This window comes from Planctomycetia bacterium (assembly GCA_016795155.1).
GTDB lineage: Bacteria > Planctomycetota > Planctomycetia > Gemmatales > HRBIN36 > JAEUIE01.
Window position 1 is genome coordinate 78,979 of record JAEUIE010000054.1, and the last position, 15,076, is coordinate 94,054.

The 15,076-nt window shown below is 51.1% G+C and carries 13 protein-coding genes; 9 read left to right on the plus strand and 4 right to left on the minus strand.

Annotation, left to right across the window (positions count from 1 at the left end):
• Positions 1 to 53 precede the first annotated feature (53 nt).
• The 3 genes from JNJ77_19130 (at position 54) to JNJ77_19140 (ending at position 3,543) form a co-directional block, all read left to right on the plus strand.
• Positions 54 to 986: a hypothetical protein gene (locus JNJ77_19130; GenBank protein MBL8824708.1), complete on the plus strand. Its 933-nt coding sequence runs from the start codon at positions 54 to 56 to the stop codon at positions 984 to 986.
• Positions 987 to 1,083: 97 nt separating this feature from the next.
• Positions 1,084 to 2,562 carry a hypothetical protein gene (locus JNJ77_19135; protein ID MBL8824709.1) on the plus strand — a complete coding sequence of 493 codons (1,479 nt, stop codon included), beginning with the start codon at positions 1,084 to 1,086 and terminating at the stop codon, positions 2,560 to 2,562.
• 96 nt (positions 2,563 to 2,658) lie between these two features.
• Complete coding sequence (locus JNJ77_19140; GenBank protein ID MBL8824710.1) at positions 2,659 to 3,543, plus strand: TIGR03067 domain-containing protein; 885 nt, start codon at positions 2,659 to 2,661, stop codon at positions 3,541 to 3,543.
• A gap of 60 nt (positions 3,544 to 3,603) precedes the next feature.
• Here JNJ77_19140 and JNJ77_19145 read toward each other — a convergent pair whose 3' ends face one another.
• The 3 genes from JNJ77_19145 to JNJ77_19155 form a co-directional block, all read right to left on the minus strand.
• Positions 3,604 to 4,020, minus strand: coding sequence for a TIGR03067 domain-containing protein (locus JNJ77_19145; GenBank protein ID MBL8824711.1), 417 nt, complete (start codon positions 4,018 to 4,020; stop codon positions 3,604 to 3,606).
• A gap of 95 nt (positions 4,021 to 4,115) precedes the next feature.
• The gene (locus tag JNJ77_19150) at positions 4,116 to 6,815 is read right to left on the minus strand and encodes a DUF4394 domain-containing protein (GenBank protein ID MBL8824712.1); all 2,700 of its coding nucleotides are present in this window, start codon (positions 6,813 to 6,815) and stop codon (positions 4,116 to 4,118) included.
• 147 nt (positions 6,816 to 6,962) lie between these two features.
• Positions 6,963 to 8,339, minus strand: coding sequence for an APC family permease (locus JNJ77_19155; protein MBL8824713.1), 1,377 nt, complete (start codon positions 8,337 to 8,339; stop codon positions 6,963 to 6,965).
• A 125-nt stretch (positions 8,340 to 8,464) separates the two neighbouring features.
• Here JNJ77_19155 and JNJ77_19160 point away from each other — a divergent pair, with 125 nt between their 5' ends.
• The gene (locus JNJ77_19160) at positions 8,465 to 10,153 is read left to right on the plus strand and encodes a DUF1559 domain-containing protein (GenBank protein ID MBL8824714.1); all 1,689 of its coding nucleotides are present in this window, start codon (positions 8,465 to 8,467) and stop codon (positions 10,151 to 10,153) included.
• A 30-nt stretch (positions 10,154 to 10,183) separates the two neighbouring features.
• Here JNJ77_19160 and JNJ77_19165 read toward each other — a convergent pair whose 3' ends face one another.
• On the minus strand, positions 10,184 to 10,906 hold the full coding sequence (locus JNJ77_19165; GenBank protein ID MBL8824715.1) for an LssY C-terminal domain-containing protein: 723 nt from the start codon (positions 10,904 to 10,906) through the stop codon (positions 10,184 to 10,186).
• Positions 10,907 to 11,026: 120 nt separating this feature from the next.
• On the opposite strand from JNJ77_19165, the gene JNJ77_19170 reads away from it, so the two are divergent.
• The 5 genes from JNJ77_19170 to JNJ77_19190 all read left to right on the plus strand — a co-directional run bounded on the left by JNJ77_19170 (position 11,027) and on the right by JNJ77_19190 (position 14,595).
• A complete protein-coding gene (locus JNJ77_19170; protein MBL8824716.1) occupies positions 11,027 to 11,386 on the plus strand; it encodes a hypothetical protein in 360 nt (119 codons plus the stop codon).
• Positions 11,387 to 11,494: 108 nt separating this feature from the next.
• Positions 11,495 to 12,370 (plus strand): DUF817 domain-containing protein, encoded by an 876-nt coding sequence (locus tag JNJ77_19175; protein MBL8824717.1) that lies wholly within the window; start codon positions 11,495 to 11,497, stop codon positions 12,368 to 12,370.
• Positions 12,371 to 12,443: 73 nt separating this feature from the next.
• Positions 12,444 to 13,019, plus strand: coding sequence for an SOS response-associated peptidase (locus JNJ77_19180; protein MBL8824718.1), 576 nt, complete (start codon positions 12,444 to 12,446; stop codon positions 13,017 to 13,019).
• A gap of 414 nt (positions 13,020 to 13,433) precedes the next feature.
• Positions 13,434 to 13,937: a hypothetical protein gene (locus JNJ77_19185; protein MBL8824719.1), complete on the plus strand. Its 504-nt coding sequence runs from the start codon at positions 13,434 to 13,436 to the stop codon at positions 13,935 to 13,937.
• Between the two features lie 253 nt (positions 13,938 to 14,190).
• Complete coding sequence (locus tag JNJ77_19190) at positions 14,191 to 14,595, plus strand: hypothetical protein (GenBank protein ID MBL8824720.1); 405 nt, start codon at positions 14,191 to 14,193, stop codon at positions 14,593 to 14,595.
• Positions 14,596 to 15,076 lie beyond the last annotated feature (481 nt).

The following is a 15,076-nucleotide window of genomic DNA, read 5'->3' on the forward strand; positions in this document are numbered from 1 at the left end:
CAGAGCCATCCGCGAACGAATCAGAAGCGTCTTGACATCGAAAGGTGTTGATCATGCTTTCTTCGATACTGGTTTGCCTGTCATGTCTTCAAGCAACGGATGATAAGCCGTTTCAGTATGTTGCTGCGCAACCTGATAAAGGGTTCCATTCGCCGTATCTGTTGAACGTGCCGGCGTCTGTCAAAGGAACGTCGTCAGCCACGATTCTGGTGATCCCCAACAACACCGGCAGCATTCATGACGACTCTGCATTTCATCAGCAGAAGGCGGAACGGACCATCATGCAGGTCAGTGACACGTTAGGTGAATCGCTGAAAGTGGTTGTGCTGGTGCCCATATTCCCACGTGCGAAAAAGGACTGGCGGATTTATACGCAGGCACTTGATCGCGATACCATGCTCAGCGATGCACCGGCATTGCGTCGGCCTGACCTGCAACTGGTGGCGATGATCGATCATGCGCGGGAATCGCTGAAAAGCCGGGGCATGAATTGTGACAGCAGAGTTTTGATGTTCGGCTTTTCTGCGTCGGGCATGTTCACCAATCGCTTTGCATTTTTGCAGCCTCACCGGGTGAAGGCAGTTGCCTGTGGTTCGCCAGGTGGCTGGCCCATCGCGCCGGTTGCTAAGGAAAAAGATAAACTTTTGCGTTACCCCATTGGCACGGGAGATTGGGAAAAGGTTACCGGGCAACCATTCGATCTCAAGGCCGTAGCAACGGTACCGATGTTCCTCTTCATGGGAGACAAGGACAACAACGATTCTGTGACCTTCCGCGATTCATATGAAGCAGAAGACGAAAAGCTGATAGGTGAATTGTGGGGTACAACCCCCATGAGCCGCTGGCCTTCCGTGGAAAAGCTCTATCAGCAGCATTTGCCCAAAGTAACCGTGAAGCTGTACCCTGGTGCAGGACACCTGGTGACTACCGTGATGCGGAAAGACGTTGCTGAGTTTTTTCAAAAGCACCTGTCAAGCAATCCCTAGTAAACAGTCACTTGAACTGGACAAGAATAACCAAATAAGAATAATGGGCTGGTTCATGGAAGAATGATTATTGCCACAAGGATGTGGAAGCTCGAGTATGTTTACACAACTGAAACAGAACAAGCGGCTCTTTCGTCGCGCGCGATTTCTGCTGATCAGCCTGGCCTTGATGTTGATCTGCCTGGGCCTCTATTTCAGCTGGGAATTCTTCCTGCATGAAGATATTGCCCGGCTACGCATGAGTTCGGGTCGAACTGTCACCAGGCGACATGAGATTGCACAAAGCCTGCAGCATACGACCAAACAGCACGGCATTGATTTGACCCTGATTTCCACAGCGGGATCCGAAGAAGCTTTGAGGCTGGTGGAGAAAGGCGAACTGGACCTGGCCATTGTTTCCTCAGGCATCGTGAACAAGAACATTTCCCAGGTTCGCGAAGTAGCGGCACTGCATGTTGAACCTGTTCACTTTCTCGTCCGTCGTGAACTGGCGGAAAAGCACCAGTTTCTCAGGGAGATGGTTCGAAACAAACGAGTTAACCTGGGAGAGCCAGGCAGCAGTGCGTATGCCCTTTCACTCGAAATGATGACAGCAACTCAGATGAAGCCATCGACCGACACCGTGGCAGGTGATTTCACTATCACCACCCTGGGTGATGAAACGATTGTCGAGCGTTTGCAACAGATTCAGAAACTACAGGGTGCCGAGCGTGAAGCTAAACTTCAGGAACTGCCTGATGTTCTGATCCTTGTTGTCTCCATGCCTTCGCTGGTGGCTCAACAGTTGATTAATGTGGCAGATTATCGGCTGGTTTCTATTCCCTTCGCACGCGCTTTCATTCTCAACACTTCGCATCAGAACCAGCTCAATTCAGTGATTGATCACAGTTACCTGGAGCAGGCTACCATCCTGGCAGGCAGTTACCTCGCCCAGCGTGCTGAGCCTGCCCAGGATTGCCCGACCCTGGGCATGCGACTGCTGCTGGTAGCCAACAAGCAGGTTTCGGCCAAGGTTATTTACCGCCTGATGAAATGCCTGTACGAAGGTGAGTTTGCCCGGCGGTACAAGCCAGTCAGTCCGGAAGAGCAGGCATCCGCCTATGCGATTCACCTGGGCGCGCTGGCGTACATAAATCGGAACAAAACCAACTGGATTAACGAAGCAGTGGAGATGGTCAAGCAGGGATTGAGTGCGCTCGGCTTGTTCACTGCAGGAGCCCTCAGCCTGTTTGCCCTCTTGCGTACCAAGCAGCAGAAGTCGCCTGGCGATTACCTGAATGAAATCAGGCAGATTGAGTTGATTGCCCGAGGCACCATCAAATCGGCTGAGGCACCCACGGAAAGGCTGGCCCTGGCACATTATCTGGATCAGCGATTATCCCAAATCAAGTCAGACCTGATTCAGGCCTGCACCAAAAAACACTTTAAGAACGAGGTTATGCTGCTCAATGTCCTGACCATTCTGATGGACACCCGACAGCAGATTGCTTCACTGTTGTCTCATCATGAATTACAGCCCGGACAAGCATCACCCTGGTCCACGACAATTTCCTCAACCCTCAAATTGGCAGGATGATGTCAATGTGAACCGACAGGAATACGTTGAAACTAACCAGATGCCCGGCATCTGAAACAAACCGAACTTTTCACCATGTTGTTGCAGGAGGCTCTCATGTTGCATTCGCTGTTGCTGGTTTCCCTGTTCATGTGTTTTCAGGGTGAAGTGGATGACACCAAATCATTTCAGGGGAAATGGAAAGTCGTCACGGTGCTGGAGGATGGCAAATCGCTGACAGAACAGGAAATTGCTACCAAGCTGGTAGCGGATGGCTACTTTACCGTGGAAGGGCTGGTCATCAGCATGCTGCCACCGGGGCAGTTTGAAGCGAAAAAGATTCCGTTTGTGCTGAACAGCAAAACCGAGCCGAAAAGCATTGATCTCATGGGGGCCAATAAAGTTGGAGCCACGGGGATCTATCTGCATTCAGGCGATAGTCTGATGTTGTGCTTTCCGGGAATCAATGAAAAAGGCCGTCCGACAGATTTTTCCAACCAATCTGGATCTCATCGCGTCCTGATGGTGTTGCAGCGAGCCTCAGCAGGCAGCAAAACGACTGCCAATGCAGCACCCACCAAGGCGGCACCGGCTAATCCAAACCCAGCGCCTGCTCCGACGCCAGCCGCTGCACCGGTGACCATTGTCTACCAGCAATTGCCTGCCGCCCCCAGCACCATGCAGGAAATGCGGAGCAAACTCATAGGCACCTGGGGACATCAGACCGAAGAGTCGATCAACTATTACACGCTGAATGCCGATGGCACTTTCAGTACCACCATCGACTGGAAATCAGGTATCAAGAACACCTTCAAACACGACCAGCGAACCAGTGGCACCTGGGTGCTGGAGAACGGCGTAATTGTCGCCACGATCAAGGCATCGACCGAGAAAGAAATGATCAACCAGGTATTTTCCTGGCGAGTGACCAACCTGAGCGACAAGAACCTGGTAGCGATTGATAACCAGGGCAAGGCTCGTTATGAATGGCGGGTGAGGTAATTACAGTGAATACAAAAGAGGATGCTGCATCCACAGCATCCTCTCTTTTATTGCGCAATACTATTTTGATTTTTTGTACACCAGCAGCAGCAGTTTGGAATCGGCAGGCGACTTGAATTCCTTGGGATATTCCTTGCCTTCGGAATCGTAGCAGACAGTCAGTTGATCATCTTTCAGTTCGTAGATGGCGAGCATCGTTTTTCCCTTATTGGGGCCATCATCACCCACGATCTTGAGACGGTGAGGCTTGGTGGAAGTATCAGCTTTGCAGGTGCCTTTATCGGATTGCCCCGCCATGCTGACTTCATATTTCTCGTCTTCGATGGTCAGTGTGATAGCTTCAAGAAGTTCCGCAGGCAGTGCATTGCCTGAGACTTCAGCCTTGGTGGGTTTCCACACACCATCGACAGGGGATTTTTTATCATCGGCCGTGGCGATGCTGCAGAAAAACATCAAACCAACCGCAAACCATTTCATCGTACGCTCCAGAAAAGTTGTTCATTTGTCATCCGAAAAATGGATAACGCAAGGTCTGGATAGTTTATGCAATTCCTGAATCTGTGGGAAAGAGATTACCCTGCCGCCAGGCTGAACCCTCGTTGCCAGCGATTACCCATGGCCTTGGCAAACAGAATGTCAGTGAACTGAGCCGATACACCTGTCAGGTTTTCGGCAGTTCCGGTGCCGCCGCTGGCACCCATCAGCACATCGAGAATGCCATCCAGATTTACATCAATCAGGGCCAGGCGATTGGTGAGCAGGCTGCCCCGGAACCGGCTGGGCTGCTGGAAGAACAGTGAACTTGTGCCGGAAAGACTCAATCTGGATCGCGCCAGGGTTTCACCTTTGATGGAGGTGACTGAGCCTACGACATCAACGATGCCATCGCCATCGATGTCTCCGGCAGCGATGCTCAGCCCTGCCTGCCTGCTGCCCAGGAACTTTCTCGCTATGTTGGAATCAAGCCCGGCAAACGGATTGGCAACTGCAAGTGCGGAACCGGTGCCTGCAGACCAGGCATGGGTAAGGTATGATCGGCCATTGGAACCCAGGGTCACCAGATCGGCACGCTGATCGCCATTGAGGTCTGCTAGCGTGAAGGCCCAGGAGCCAAGATAGCTGCGTATCGTTTTCTGACCGAGATAGAGTGCATTGATGCCGCTGAAGTACCGAACGGTGCGAGCACCCTGATGAATGCCTGAGACCGCTACATCGTCGTAGCCATCACCATTGACATCGCCGACAGCGATCTCCAGCGATTGCCTGGTTTTGCCGAAAGGCTGAACGCCTTTGCCCCAGTTGCCATCGAGAGGCTGGCCCTCTGCGGTAAAGGCACGCACCCAGCCATCGCCATTGCGAGCCTGGGCTACAACGACATCGGCTCGCTCGTTATCGCGCAGATGGCCAACTGCTACTCGCACGCCACCTTTAAAGCTGCTCGAAAACGCCTGGAAATTGCTGATCGTTTCCAGCGTGTCAGCATCCATCACCAGCACTTGAGGCAGATTGCCCGTGTCGGCACCAACTGCAATGATGTGATCTGCTGCAGGCTCTTCGCCTTGAACATCTACTGTGATGGTGCCAACCGCCATGTTACCGCTGCCATCGGTAATGGTGTAAGTGAAGACATCGGTGCCTGTGAATCCATCAGGCCGGTAGTAATCGACGAAGGCCCAGAAAGGCTGCCCTTGTGATTCTTCCGGGTTGGAAAACGTGGTGAAGGCCCCACTGTTCACTCCGGGGGTAACACTAACAATTTTTGCCTTGTAGAGGTATAGTTCATCCAGATCGACGCCGAAGGTGCTTGCTTCAAAGACACCTTGCCTGGCGAATACCTGGCCTGCGGGTAAGGTGAGATGATAGTTCTTGGCTATGGGCGGACCATCATCAACCGGTGCAAAGTCGATGGTGAATTCGTGCATGGCAACCGCTGCACCGCCTGCATGCACCGTATTCGGATCGCTGACAAGGAGATGTCCCCACCATTCAGCATCATAGAGTGAGTAACGATTGGCGTACAACGTGCTGATTGCCAGACCATCGAGCGCAGCATTGATGGCAGAAAGGGTTCCCTGGAAAACGATGTGGCTGTCAGCAACGCCATCTCCTGTCAGGAAAGTTATTCCAGCAGTACTACCCAGGGTAAAGGTAACAGAATTATTGGGAAAGCCATTCTCAGGGTGAACGATGCTGTGCAATTCGGCAGTGAATATCTCATCTGGCGCTGCATCGGGGTCGGTGACAATAATCGCAGTGCCCAATGCTGTCGAAAAGACAGCGGCGTCATCTTCAAAAGCGTCAACATCACGTGGCCCTGCTGCAACCGGCGCCTGGTTCTGATCACCAGCAGGCAAAACAACCAAGCCACTGACACTGGTAACACCAGGCAACGTGCCGAGCAAAGTCGCAGCGCCGGTAGACAGATCAATCGTATAGAGATTGGCTTCATGATTGCTGTTGGTCAAGGCTGCATAGGCAGTGTCGTTGACGATATCGAAGCCACCCTTACTGGTGAAGTCAACTCCTAGTGAGCCGACGGTGACAATCGATGTTGGCGGAGAAATGAAATCAGGCAACATGGTCTGCCTTGCCAGCACACCCTGCTGGGCATCCAGGAAGTAGATGTCGGCGGGCAAGGTCGGGTTGAAATCGATCGCTGCATCGGTCAAGTTCATTGGCAAACCGAAGTTGACGTCGCCAGCCTGATAAGCGAGATCTACACCATTAGTAATGTTACGCGGTGCACCTTGTGCAGCGGAAAAGCTATTGTAATCGTGGTAGAACCGGTTTCTCAACGAAAGTAGTTCATTGTTGTTTCCCAATGGATTAAACAGCCTGGCAACCAGCGGATTGCCCGAATCCAGACCGCCCAGCGTGGTCAGTATAGTATTAGGCCCTTGATCCTGCTGAAAAGACAAGATGTATGATTGTCTGTTCGTTTCACTGACTCGAGTAGCGACGCCGTTGATTGGATTGATGGTGTAGAAAGTGGTGTAGCGCTGAAGGACATCGCCAAATGGATTGACATTCGTCAATTCACTTCGGCTGCCCACCGCATAAAGTTGACCATTGATACTCCAGCGATCCAAACCGCTTAGCGTTTCGCCGTTCATCAATCCAGAGATGTTGATGGTGGAAACATTTCCGGGAGAGGAATCTTCAAAAAGCAGCAACTTGTTGCCATCGGCAAGAGCTGCCAGTTGAGCTGGGACACTGCGGTCTTCGAGGTACTCAAGCCTAAGTTGTACTTTTCGATTGCAAGCTTTTTTCATGGCCGATTTCAGATGAGAAAATGAAAGTAATGAAAACTAACAGGCACTTTGCCCTTTGTACAAAAGAAAACTGGGCAAATTAAGTAGAGTGCAACAACTTTTCTCGCGGATAGACGGAAACTTTGTAACCGTTGTCAGTCAGAGCAGTTACCCGGAACGCCATCGGTTCCAGACAGCAAATGCCCCCAGACCAATCAACAGGCTCAATCCGCCGTACAAAAGGGCTGGTATGTCTGATGTGCAGAACACCAACGTCCAGCCTGCAAACGAGATGATCGCAGGAATCGGGAATAACGGCATGCGGAACCGCATCCGGCTTTTCAGTTCAGGCACCCGGCGAATGTAGAAAACGGTCACAATCTGGCCCAGGAACTGAATCAAGATGCGACTGGTCAGCAGTGCTGCAATCACTGCCTCCAGGTTTCGCAGACAGGCCAAAGCGCCGATGATGCCAAGGGCAATCAAGGCATAATGGGGAAACAGGTGCCGGGGATGCAGTTGGCTGAACAGCCTGAAAAAATGTCCGGTACGGGCGGCGGCATAAGGCACACGACAATAGCTGAGCATGGCGGCATACGTTGCTGCGAGCGCTGTCCATAAGATCAAGCAAGTCATCAGTTGCCCGGCCCAACCGCCGTAGAGTTTTTCAAAGGCATCACTGGCGATGTGCTTGCTCTGGGCAACATCCTGCCAAGGCATGACTGCATACAGGCTCAGGTTCAAACTGAAATAAAGTGCGGCAATGAGCAGCACCGCAATCAGGATGGATTGAGGCAGATTCCGTTCAGGCTGATCGACTTCTTCCCCCATGTAACAGACCTGGTAGTAGCCGAGGAAATCATACATGGCAATGGCGAGCGCTGCCCCGGCTCCGATCCATAAGCGATAATCGCCTTGCAACCCAGTGTTGACTGCAGAGACCAGTTGATCCTTCGCAATAGTCAGCAGCCCCAGGTCAGCTTTGAGCAGGCAGCCTGCGATCATCACGAGCATGGTGACAAGCATACCAATCCAGAGGACCACCATGAGTTTGCCCGCTGCCTGGATGTTGCGCCAGGCGAGTGCTACGATGCCGAGCATGATGACCATCGCCACCAGGTTTTCGAGTTGAATGGTCCAGGGCCAATCGGTGGCGACCAGTTTCAGGTCAGGCATCAGGTAGCCCAGGTACATGGCAAAGCCAAGGGCACCGGTTGCCAGTTCCAGCGGGGCACTGAAGAGAAATTGCCAGACGAAGAGAAACTTGAACAGTTTGCCTACTGGCTTCTTGCCATAGGCCTGATCGTAGAAATGAAACGTGCCACCCGCACCGGGGAAGGCGCTGGCCAGTTCCGCCCAGACCATGCCATCGCAGATGGCGACCAGAGCGCCAATCAGCCAGACGACCAGCGAATGGGTGCCACCCATATTCTTGACGAAATCGGGCATGGTGATGAAAGGCCCCACGCCAACCATCATGGCCATGTTAATGCTGACGGCTTGCAGCAATGTCAATCGCGGAGCGGATGAACCACGGGGTTCCATGCACCATCCCTAAAGAAATTTGGAGAATGTCACATCATACACGAATTGATGACAAGAAATAGAGTATTCTTTTTGCATCCGCTTTTCACACTGGTTAGGCTGGAGCATCCTTTTGGGAATGTAACATGTTTCGATATTTCTACAGTCTGTTGGTTTTCATCCTGTTGTTACCAGAGTCGGTTGGTAAGCAACCTGGGTCAGAATCATTTTCCAGTTTTATCTATCCCAAGACCATGGTTTTCCTGCACATGCGGGTACATGAACTTTACCAGTCTGCCTTGATGAAGGAATTCATTACCACCGAGAAGAAGAGCCTCGATACTCTCGACCAGAAGTTTGAGATCAGCTATGGAATCAAACTCGAAGATATCGACACGTTCACGTGGTATGTCGACCAGTTCGAGTTTACTCGGGAAGAAAGCCCTGATCCGCAAAAGTTCTTCTATATGCTGCTGGTTTCACGAAAAGACCTTGATTACGCGCGAATACGATCCAGCCTGGAATCGAACGTGAAAACAATTCGGGGAAGCAAGTATGAAGGTGTGGTGGGAGCAACGAATGCCTATGTCCGCATCAACGACCGTACTGTGCTCCTGTTTGTTGATGCTAATGGACGACAACCCAAACAGTTTGAGCAGGATGTCTCAAAACTTCTTTCCCGACTGGAACCAGCCAGCGAAGTGCCTGAACGGTTGAAAGCCAGTGTTGCCCAGGCTTCAGAGAAAGCCAACCATTTGGTGCTAGGCTTTCAGATGCCGGTAAAACTGGGACAGTTCCTCGAAGATCAGTTGAAAGAAGCACCCCAGATGGCGGCTCCGTTCAAAGGTTTTGCCAGGATGCAATCGATGTGTCTGACATCGCATGTTGAACCACAACAGCAAAACACGCTGCAACTGAAATCAGTCATGCATTTTAGCGATGATCGCGATACACGCCTGGGCCTGGCTGCCATGAAATATGGATTGGCCACCGGCAAGATCACCCTCAACAACATGCCTCTCGAAAACGCACCACGAACCCTGGAGAATTTCTGGGTCTATGCAGCCAGCGTGCTAAAGAAACAGTTGGACCAGATTAAGATTGAACCGAATGGGAACGATGTGGTAACCATCTTTCCACTGCAGGGGAAAGAATTCCTTCCTGTGATTTCGATGCTGATCGAAAAAGTCCACTATGCCGCCAACAAGGTTTCCAGTGCCATGAATATGAAGCAACTTATGATTGCCATGCATGAGTACCATGCCGATCAGAACTGTCTGCCTCCAGTCATGTCTCTCAAGGATGGCAAGCCACTGCATAGCTGGCGGGTTCACATCCTGCCGTATCTGGGCGAAGCCAAGCTCCATCAACAATTGCGACTGGATGAACCCTGGGACAGCGACCATAACCGGAAAGTATTCGAATCTAACCCCATGCCCAAGGTGTTTGCACATCCCACCCAACAGAATGCAGGGAATCGCAAGACACCGTACCAGATGTTTTACAGTTCAGCTCAGGCAACCAAGCCCGCAGCCCAGCGACTCGGTACCAAGGTAACGTTGGGGCAAATCACCGTGAACGACGGCACCAGCAATACTGGTGCAATGGTCGAACATGGAAACACCGTACTCTGGTATCAGCCTGTAGATATTGAATTCGACGGTTCAAAAGAATTCCCCGTTCTCAAGCCGATGTGGCCAGGAAACCGTATTCAGATTGCCATGTATGATGCATCCATTCACACTGGCATCTATGGTGACCACGGGAATCTTTGGAAAGCTGTGTTCACCTGGCGGGGCGATGAGCGGCTCGACTTTTCGCCGATCATCGATTGAGCGGCCCAATTAATCTCTCCGATTAATACGCTACCGCAACACCCCTATCGCCAGTCGGCCATCGGTGTGCCACGGATCTCCGCCGCCATTCTTGCCTTGCAATTGTTGATGGAACCCATCCTGGTAGGTGGAACTGATCAGCTTGCCAGTTTTCTGCAGGCACTGCATCAGGTAATCACGCTCTTCATCGACGTTGGCAGCGGTCACATGGGTAATCTGCCCGGTGGTTCTGCTGAAGCCAACGTGTTTATCAAATACTGCGGAACCGATCCAGAGCGGGCGGCCTTGTGCATCGGTCTTTTCAGCTTGCCAGAACCGAACATGATGCCTTTCACGTGGATTGTCCCCAACGGGTTGTTCAAAGGCGAGGTCTTCCTTGCGGCCAAACAGGTACAGACTGCTGACCGGGGCCGCATCGTAAGGATGTTTAAGCACCGTTGCTTCCGCAATTTCCAGGCAGCTTTTGAAGCTGAGCGGATCAGCGGGATACCACTTCGCTGCGACCATGATCTTCATCAAGTCTGTCTTGGTGCCGATGAGTGCAATGTTCAGCGGGTCGCCTGGGATTCCTGTACCAGTCGTCGTAATGCCCGGCATATTATCGAGAGCCGGATGCAGCTTGGTATAGGTTTTCCAGAACAGGGGCAGTAGCAGGTAGGCGATGATTCCCCAGAACAGAATGGAGACAAACAGCCAGTAGATCACTGTTCTGGAAAATCGTCTGTTTTTGCCAACTGAAGGTGCTTCAGTCATAGTTTATTGCTCGCTGTGGAATGAGATTAATCTATCAGCATTCGACCGGAAGACGGAAATCATTTGAGTTTTACTTGCCTGTCGTATCATAAGAGACAGCCATATTGACAAGGGTTTACCATGCAACGGGCATTCGGTTTGGCATTTCTTCTTGTTCTATGCGCAACACTTTCCGGTTGTGGCAACAGCAATGATGCTCTTGCACAGGATTTGATTGGAGCCATGAATGAGATGGCTGATGCTGCCGAGAGTGGCAATAAAACAAAAATCCAGACTGCTACGACCAGGTTTGCTCGTCTCTTGAAAGAATATAAAAACCTGAGTGCAGAAGAAAGCAAACGAATCCAAGCGAAATACCAGTCTCATTGGCAAGCTGCATCCAAACGCATGGAGATTGAACTCAAGAAAGCTATAGTATCAGGCAAGATATCTCCCCCGGATATGATGTCCATCAGCGAACTCATGTTGAACATGAAGTAAGAAGTGCACCGACATAATACCTGATCAACCACCGGCACTCACCGGAGGTCTATTTTCCGCTTTTTACTTTGTATTGCAAAGTGATAGATGTTTCTGTACCATCTTCCCATGAAATCCTTCCTGTGTGAGTTTGTCTGGTTCGGCATACTGCAGGCAAGAGCCTGCGTGTTCGCAGGCAGCTTCTTCCTGGTGCTGCTGGTTTCCCAATGGTGGCCTGTAGACATTCTGCCTCGCTACGACTTTCTCTGCCTGGCTGCCATCGTCATTCAGATTCTGCTTGTCCGCTTCCGTGTCGAAACGGTTCACGAGGTCATGGTGCTGGGTGTATTCCACCTGCTCGGCTTGTTGCTGGAGTTATTCAAAACGCATTCTGCCATCGGCTCCTGGAGTTACCCTGAAACAGGCTATCTGAAGTTGGGCTGGGTGCCACTCTATAGTGGCTTCATGTATGCTGCTGTCGCCAGCTACATCTGCCAGGCCTGGCGGCTTTTTCATTTGCAGATGCGACACGTACCCCCCACCTGGCTCAGTCTGCCACTCGCTGTGGCCATCTATGGCAACTTCTTCGTGCATCATTTCTGGATCGATATCCGCTGGTGGCTTATTGCTGCCGTAGTGATTATCTATTCACGCACTATGGTCGATTTCACCGTCATCCAGAAACGCCGAACGATACCCCTGGTACTCAGTTTCTTCCTCATCGGGTTCTTCATCTGGATTGCTGAGAATATTTCCACCTTTGGCAAAGCCTGGGTCTACCCCGATCAACTCAGTGGCTGGCGAATCGTCGGCTGGAACAAAATCACTTCCTGGTTCCTGCTCGTGATCATCAGTGTCATCATCGTGGCTATTCTGAAGCGAGTGAAATCGAGCGGGGTTTATGATTCATCGACGAGCGACGGCATCGTCTCTATTCAACAACAATTCGCAGGGCCAATTTGCCCGTGGTACTTCAAGCCGAGGGTCGAGCATACGAAACAATAGCATCCTTGCTTTCTGCAACCCAACATGTGATGCATTTCAAACATATTATAGCAGTTGAGATTGAGGTCACATCATGTGCTTCGCCTTCCAGATTAAAGCCAACTTCCAGGAAGTGGCTGAGTATTTTGAACTTCAGTCGCAGGCTCCGCAGGAGTATCAAGGCGATCTCTTTGCGAACAAACCGGCGCTGACGATCATGCCGCAGCGGGTGCCACAGGTATTGACATGGGGATTTCAGCATCCGACGCTGAAGAAACGGGTCATCAATGCCCGTGTAGAAACAGTGGCGACGAACCCGCTGTTCAAATCAGCCTTTGCCAAGCACCGATGCCTGATCCCCGCCACGGGGTTTCTCGAATGGGGCGCCGACAAGTGCAAGTATCTCATTCAACTCGATGAACCCCTCTTTGCCTTTGCCGGCATCTGGCGAGCCGGAGAGGTGACAATGCTGACCTGTGGCCCGAATGAGTTCATGAGCACGATTCACGATCGCATGCCGGTGATTCTCCCCCGCCGCAGTTACGACCACTGGCTGGATGAAGGTGGCAAGCAATGGCTACAACCTTACGAAGGCAGCATGCGCTCGCTACGGATTTCAGAACCAGCGGTGAAGGCAGAGAAGAAGGAGCGGCAGGGGGAGTTGTTTTGATTAAATGTGAGTGCTTGTGGAACGGCACCGAAACTATCCGTGAGTTTATTTTTGAAGTTAATCGTACTTTGGGTTGTTGTCTTTGAGGTTGCCAGGATAATCCAGAAGAAACTTACTTACTTCGTTGAAAAGATGTTCGGGATGGATCACTATAACAGAACAATCAGCGCCTATAGGTTTTCGAGAGACGTTCGGTGCGACTTGCTTGAAAACACGAGAGTACCTGTGCTTCGCCATCATGGCGCGGCGATGCTCCCTACCTAAACTTCTCACCAATTTGTGGCAAGTGTTAATTACCTTGCTCTCTCAGGAATTTTTGGCCGGTTTGCTTACCGTTTGAAGATTGTACTGGTGTATATTGCCAGACTTCATCACTTGCCATCAGCAGGCATCGATCATTTCATGGGGTAAGACATGTTCGAAGAGCAAATAGGTAAGTTAATCAAGACTACCAACGATGTCAGTTGGGCGCGAATTCAGAGTTCGTATCAGGCCACGCTGGAAATCCATACGAAAAATGGCGGACTCTTTATTGTCAACGCCGTCTACTTCGCGAAAGTGCCGCCGATAGGCAGAAACAGTTATTTCCCTTACAAGATGTACAGCATGCAGAATCTGGCCTTGCGAGGAGGCGGGCACGCGATTCAAGCGTGGGTCGATCCTTCCGTAGGGAAATTCCTGGACAAACTCGGCGATTCTCACGATATGCTTCCTTATTTCACTGCGACACTGAAGAACCGTATGGGCGGAAAAGATATCTGGGTCGCGCGAATCAATGATGCTTTTCTCGTTGAACAGTTAAAGCCCCAACGAGGTTATCAGGTCTTCAAGTTCTTCGGGCTTCGACTAACCAATCTCCTGCCTGATGCACGGGAAGAACGCAAATCTACCATGTATGAAATGCTCAAGATGCTGTAGCGAATTCCGCTGCACAGTCAGCTCCTGGGCATGCAAGAGCCTCAACGTCAGCACTGCCATGCAACACATCCCCAAAACAGTACCCCCCTGTGTAACCATCATCGCTAGGGCTATTGCATTCGCGGTAGGCCCGAGTGAAGCGGGTCAATAGTACATATTTGGACTATAATATCCTTTGCTGTATTGTGACTTTGGTATCTCCGTGCAGTTATCCTGGCACCACAACACTCACCTTGAAGAAGGATAATAATCCATGAAGAAACTCTTGATCGCCGTCATCATCCTCATCCTCATCGTCGGTGGTATCGGATTGTGGAGAGGTTGGTTTACTATTCAAGCTGATCCAGCAAAGTTCAAACAGGATCGCGAGGCTCTCAGCAAGACCTTCGGCGAAAAAGCCAAGGCACTTAAAACAAGAATCTCAACACTGATGAAAAAATCGGAAGGCCTTCAGGGGGAAGAAAAGGCTTCTGTGGAAAAGGAATTAGCTGAACTGCAGAAGAAGCACGATCTTCTCGAGAAGCAAATTAAGGAAACTGCAGAATCGGGGATGGATACCTTTGGAACACTCGAACGGGAAATGACCGAAAACCACGACGCGCTGGAAAAGCAAATTGAACAACTGACCAGAAAACTGGAAAAGGGGAAGGAAAAGTAAGCCAAGGCACTGTGCAATAATGGTCCCATTCACCCAACATCAATTAGCCCACGGCTCTTTAAGCCAGGGGCGGGACCTCGGTGCATTGAGAGTGCAAAATGTATCGCGAGGGTTTCGTTGATCGGCGCGATGGTCTAGTACCACGGCATTTAATGTTGCTCAGTGCCACCTGGTCTAGAGAACTGATGGAATTGTGCAACGTGCAGCCCGGAACGCCAGTGACGGGGTGACCTCGCTGACGTGAGTGGTGTTGCTATCGCTATGCAGAAGTTGACACGCGATTAAGTGTTGTATTCACTTGACGGAGTGTGAAGAACGCCCGTCGCCGCTCCCGTCACTGGCGAGCTTTTTGCGCCATGAGCCGAAAGGTATTGCGCGACAACAAGTTGGGCTCCATACTAGGCACCAGAAGTACCACCTTCGGAGCCGATTATGGAGCACCAACTCTGGAATGCTATTGTGACCACTCTTGCCGCACTCT

Bases quoted from the DNA above. Each gene is read 5' to 3' on its own strand.
- JNJ77_19130 (MBL8824708.1), top strand. From the start codon at position 54: ATGCTTTCTTCGATACTGGTTTGCCTGTCATGTCTTCAAGCAACGGAT.
- JNJ77_19135 (MBL8824709.1), top strand. From the start codon at position 1,084: ATGTTTACACAACTGAAACAGAACAAGCGGCTCTTTCGTCGCGCGCGA.
- JNJ77_19140 (MBL8824710.1), top strand. From the start codon at position 2,659: ATGTTGCATTCGCTGTTGCTGGTTTCCCTGTTCATGTGTTTTCAGGGT.
- JNJ77_19145 (MBL8824711.1), bottom strand. From the start codon at position 4,020: ATGAAATGGTTTGCGGTTGGTTTGATGTTTTTCTGCAGCATCGCCACG.
- JNJ77_19150 (MBL8824712.1), bottom strand. From the start codon at position 6,815: ATGAAAAAAGCTTGCAATCGAAAAGTACAACTTAGGCTTGAGTACCTC.
- JNJ77_19155 (MBL8824713.1), bottom strand. From the start codon at position 8,339: ATGGAACCCCGTGGTTCATCCGCTCCGCGATTGACATTGCTGCAAGCC.
- JNJ77_19160 (MBL8824714.1), top strand. From the start codon at position 8,465: ATGTTTCGATATTTCTACAGTCTGTTGGTTTTCATCCTGTTGTTACCA.
- JNJ77_19165 (MBL8824715.1), bottom strand. From the start codon at position 10,906: ATGACTGAAGCACCTTCAGTTGGCAAAAACAGACGATTTTCCAGAACA.
- JNJ77_19170 (MBL8824716.1), top strand. From the start codon at position 11,027: ATGCAACGGGCATTCGGTTTGGCATTTCTTCTTGTTCTATGCGCAACA.
- JNJ77_19175 (MBL8824717.1), top strand. From the start codon at position 11,495: ATGAAATCCTTCCTGTGTGAGTTTGTCTGGTTCGGCATACTGCAGGCA.
- JNJ77_19180 (MBL8824718.1), top strand. From the start codon at position 12,444: ATGTGCTTCGCCTTCCAGATTAAAGCCAACTTCCAGGAAGTGGCTGAG.
- JNJ77_19185 (MBL8824719.1), top strand. From the start codon at position 13,434: ATGTTCGAAGAGCAAATAGGTAAGTTAATCAAGACTACCAACGATGTC.
- JNJ77_19190 (MBL8824720.1), top strand. From the start codon at position 14,191: ATGAAGAAACTCTTGATCGCCGTCATCATCCTCATCCTCATCGTCGGT.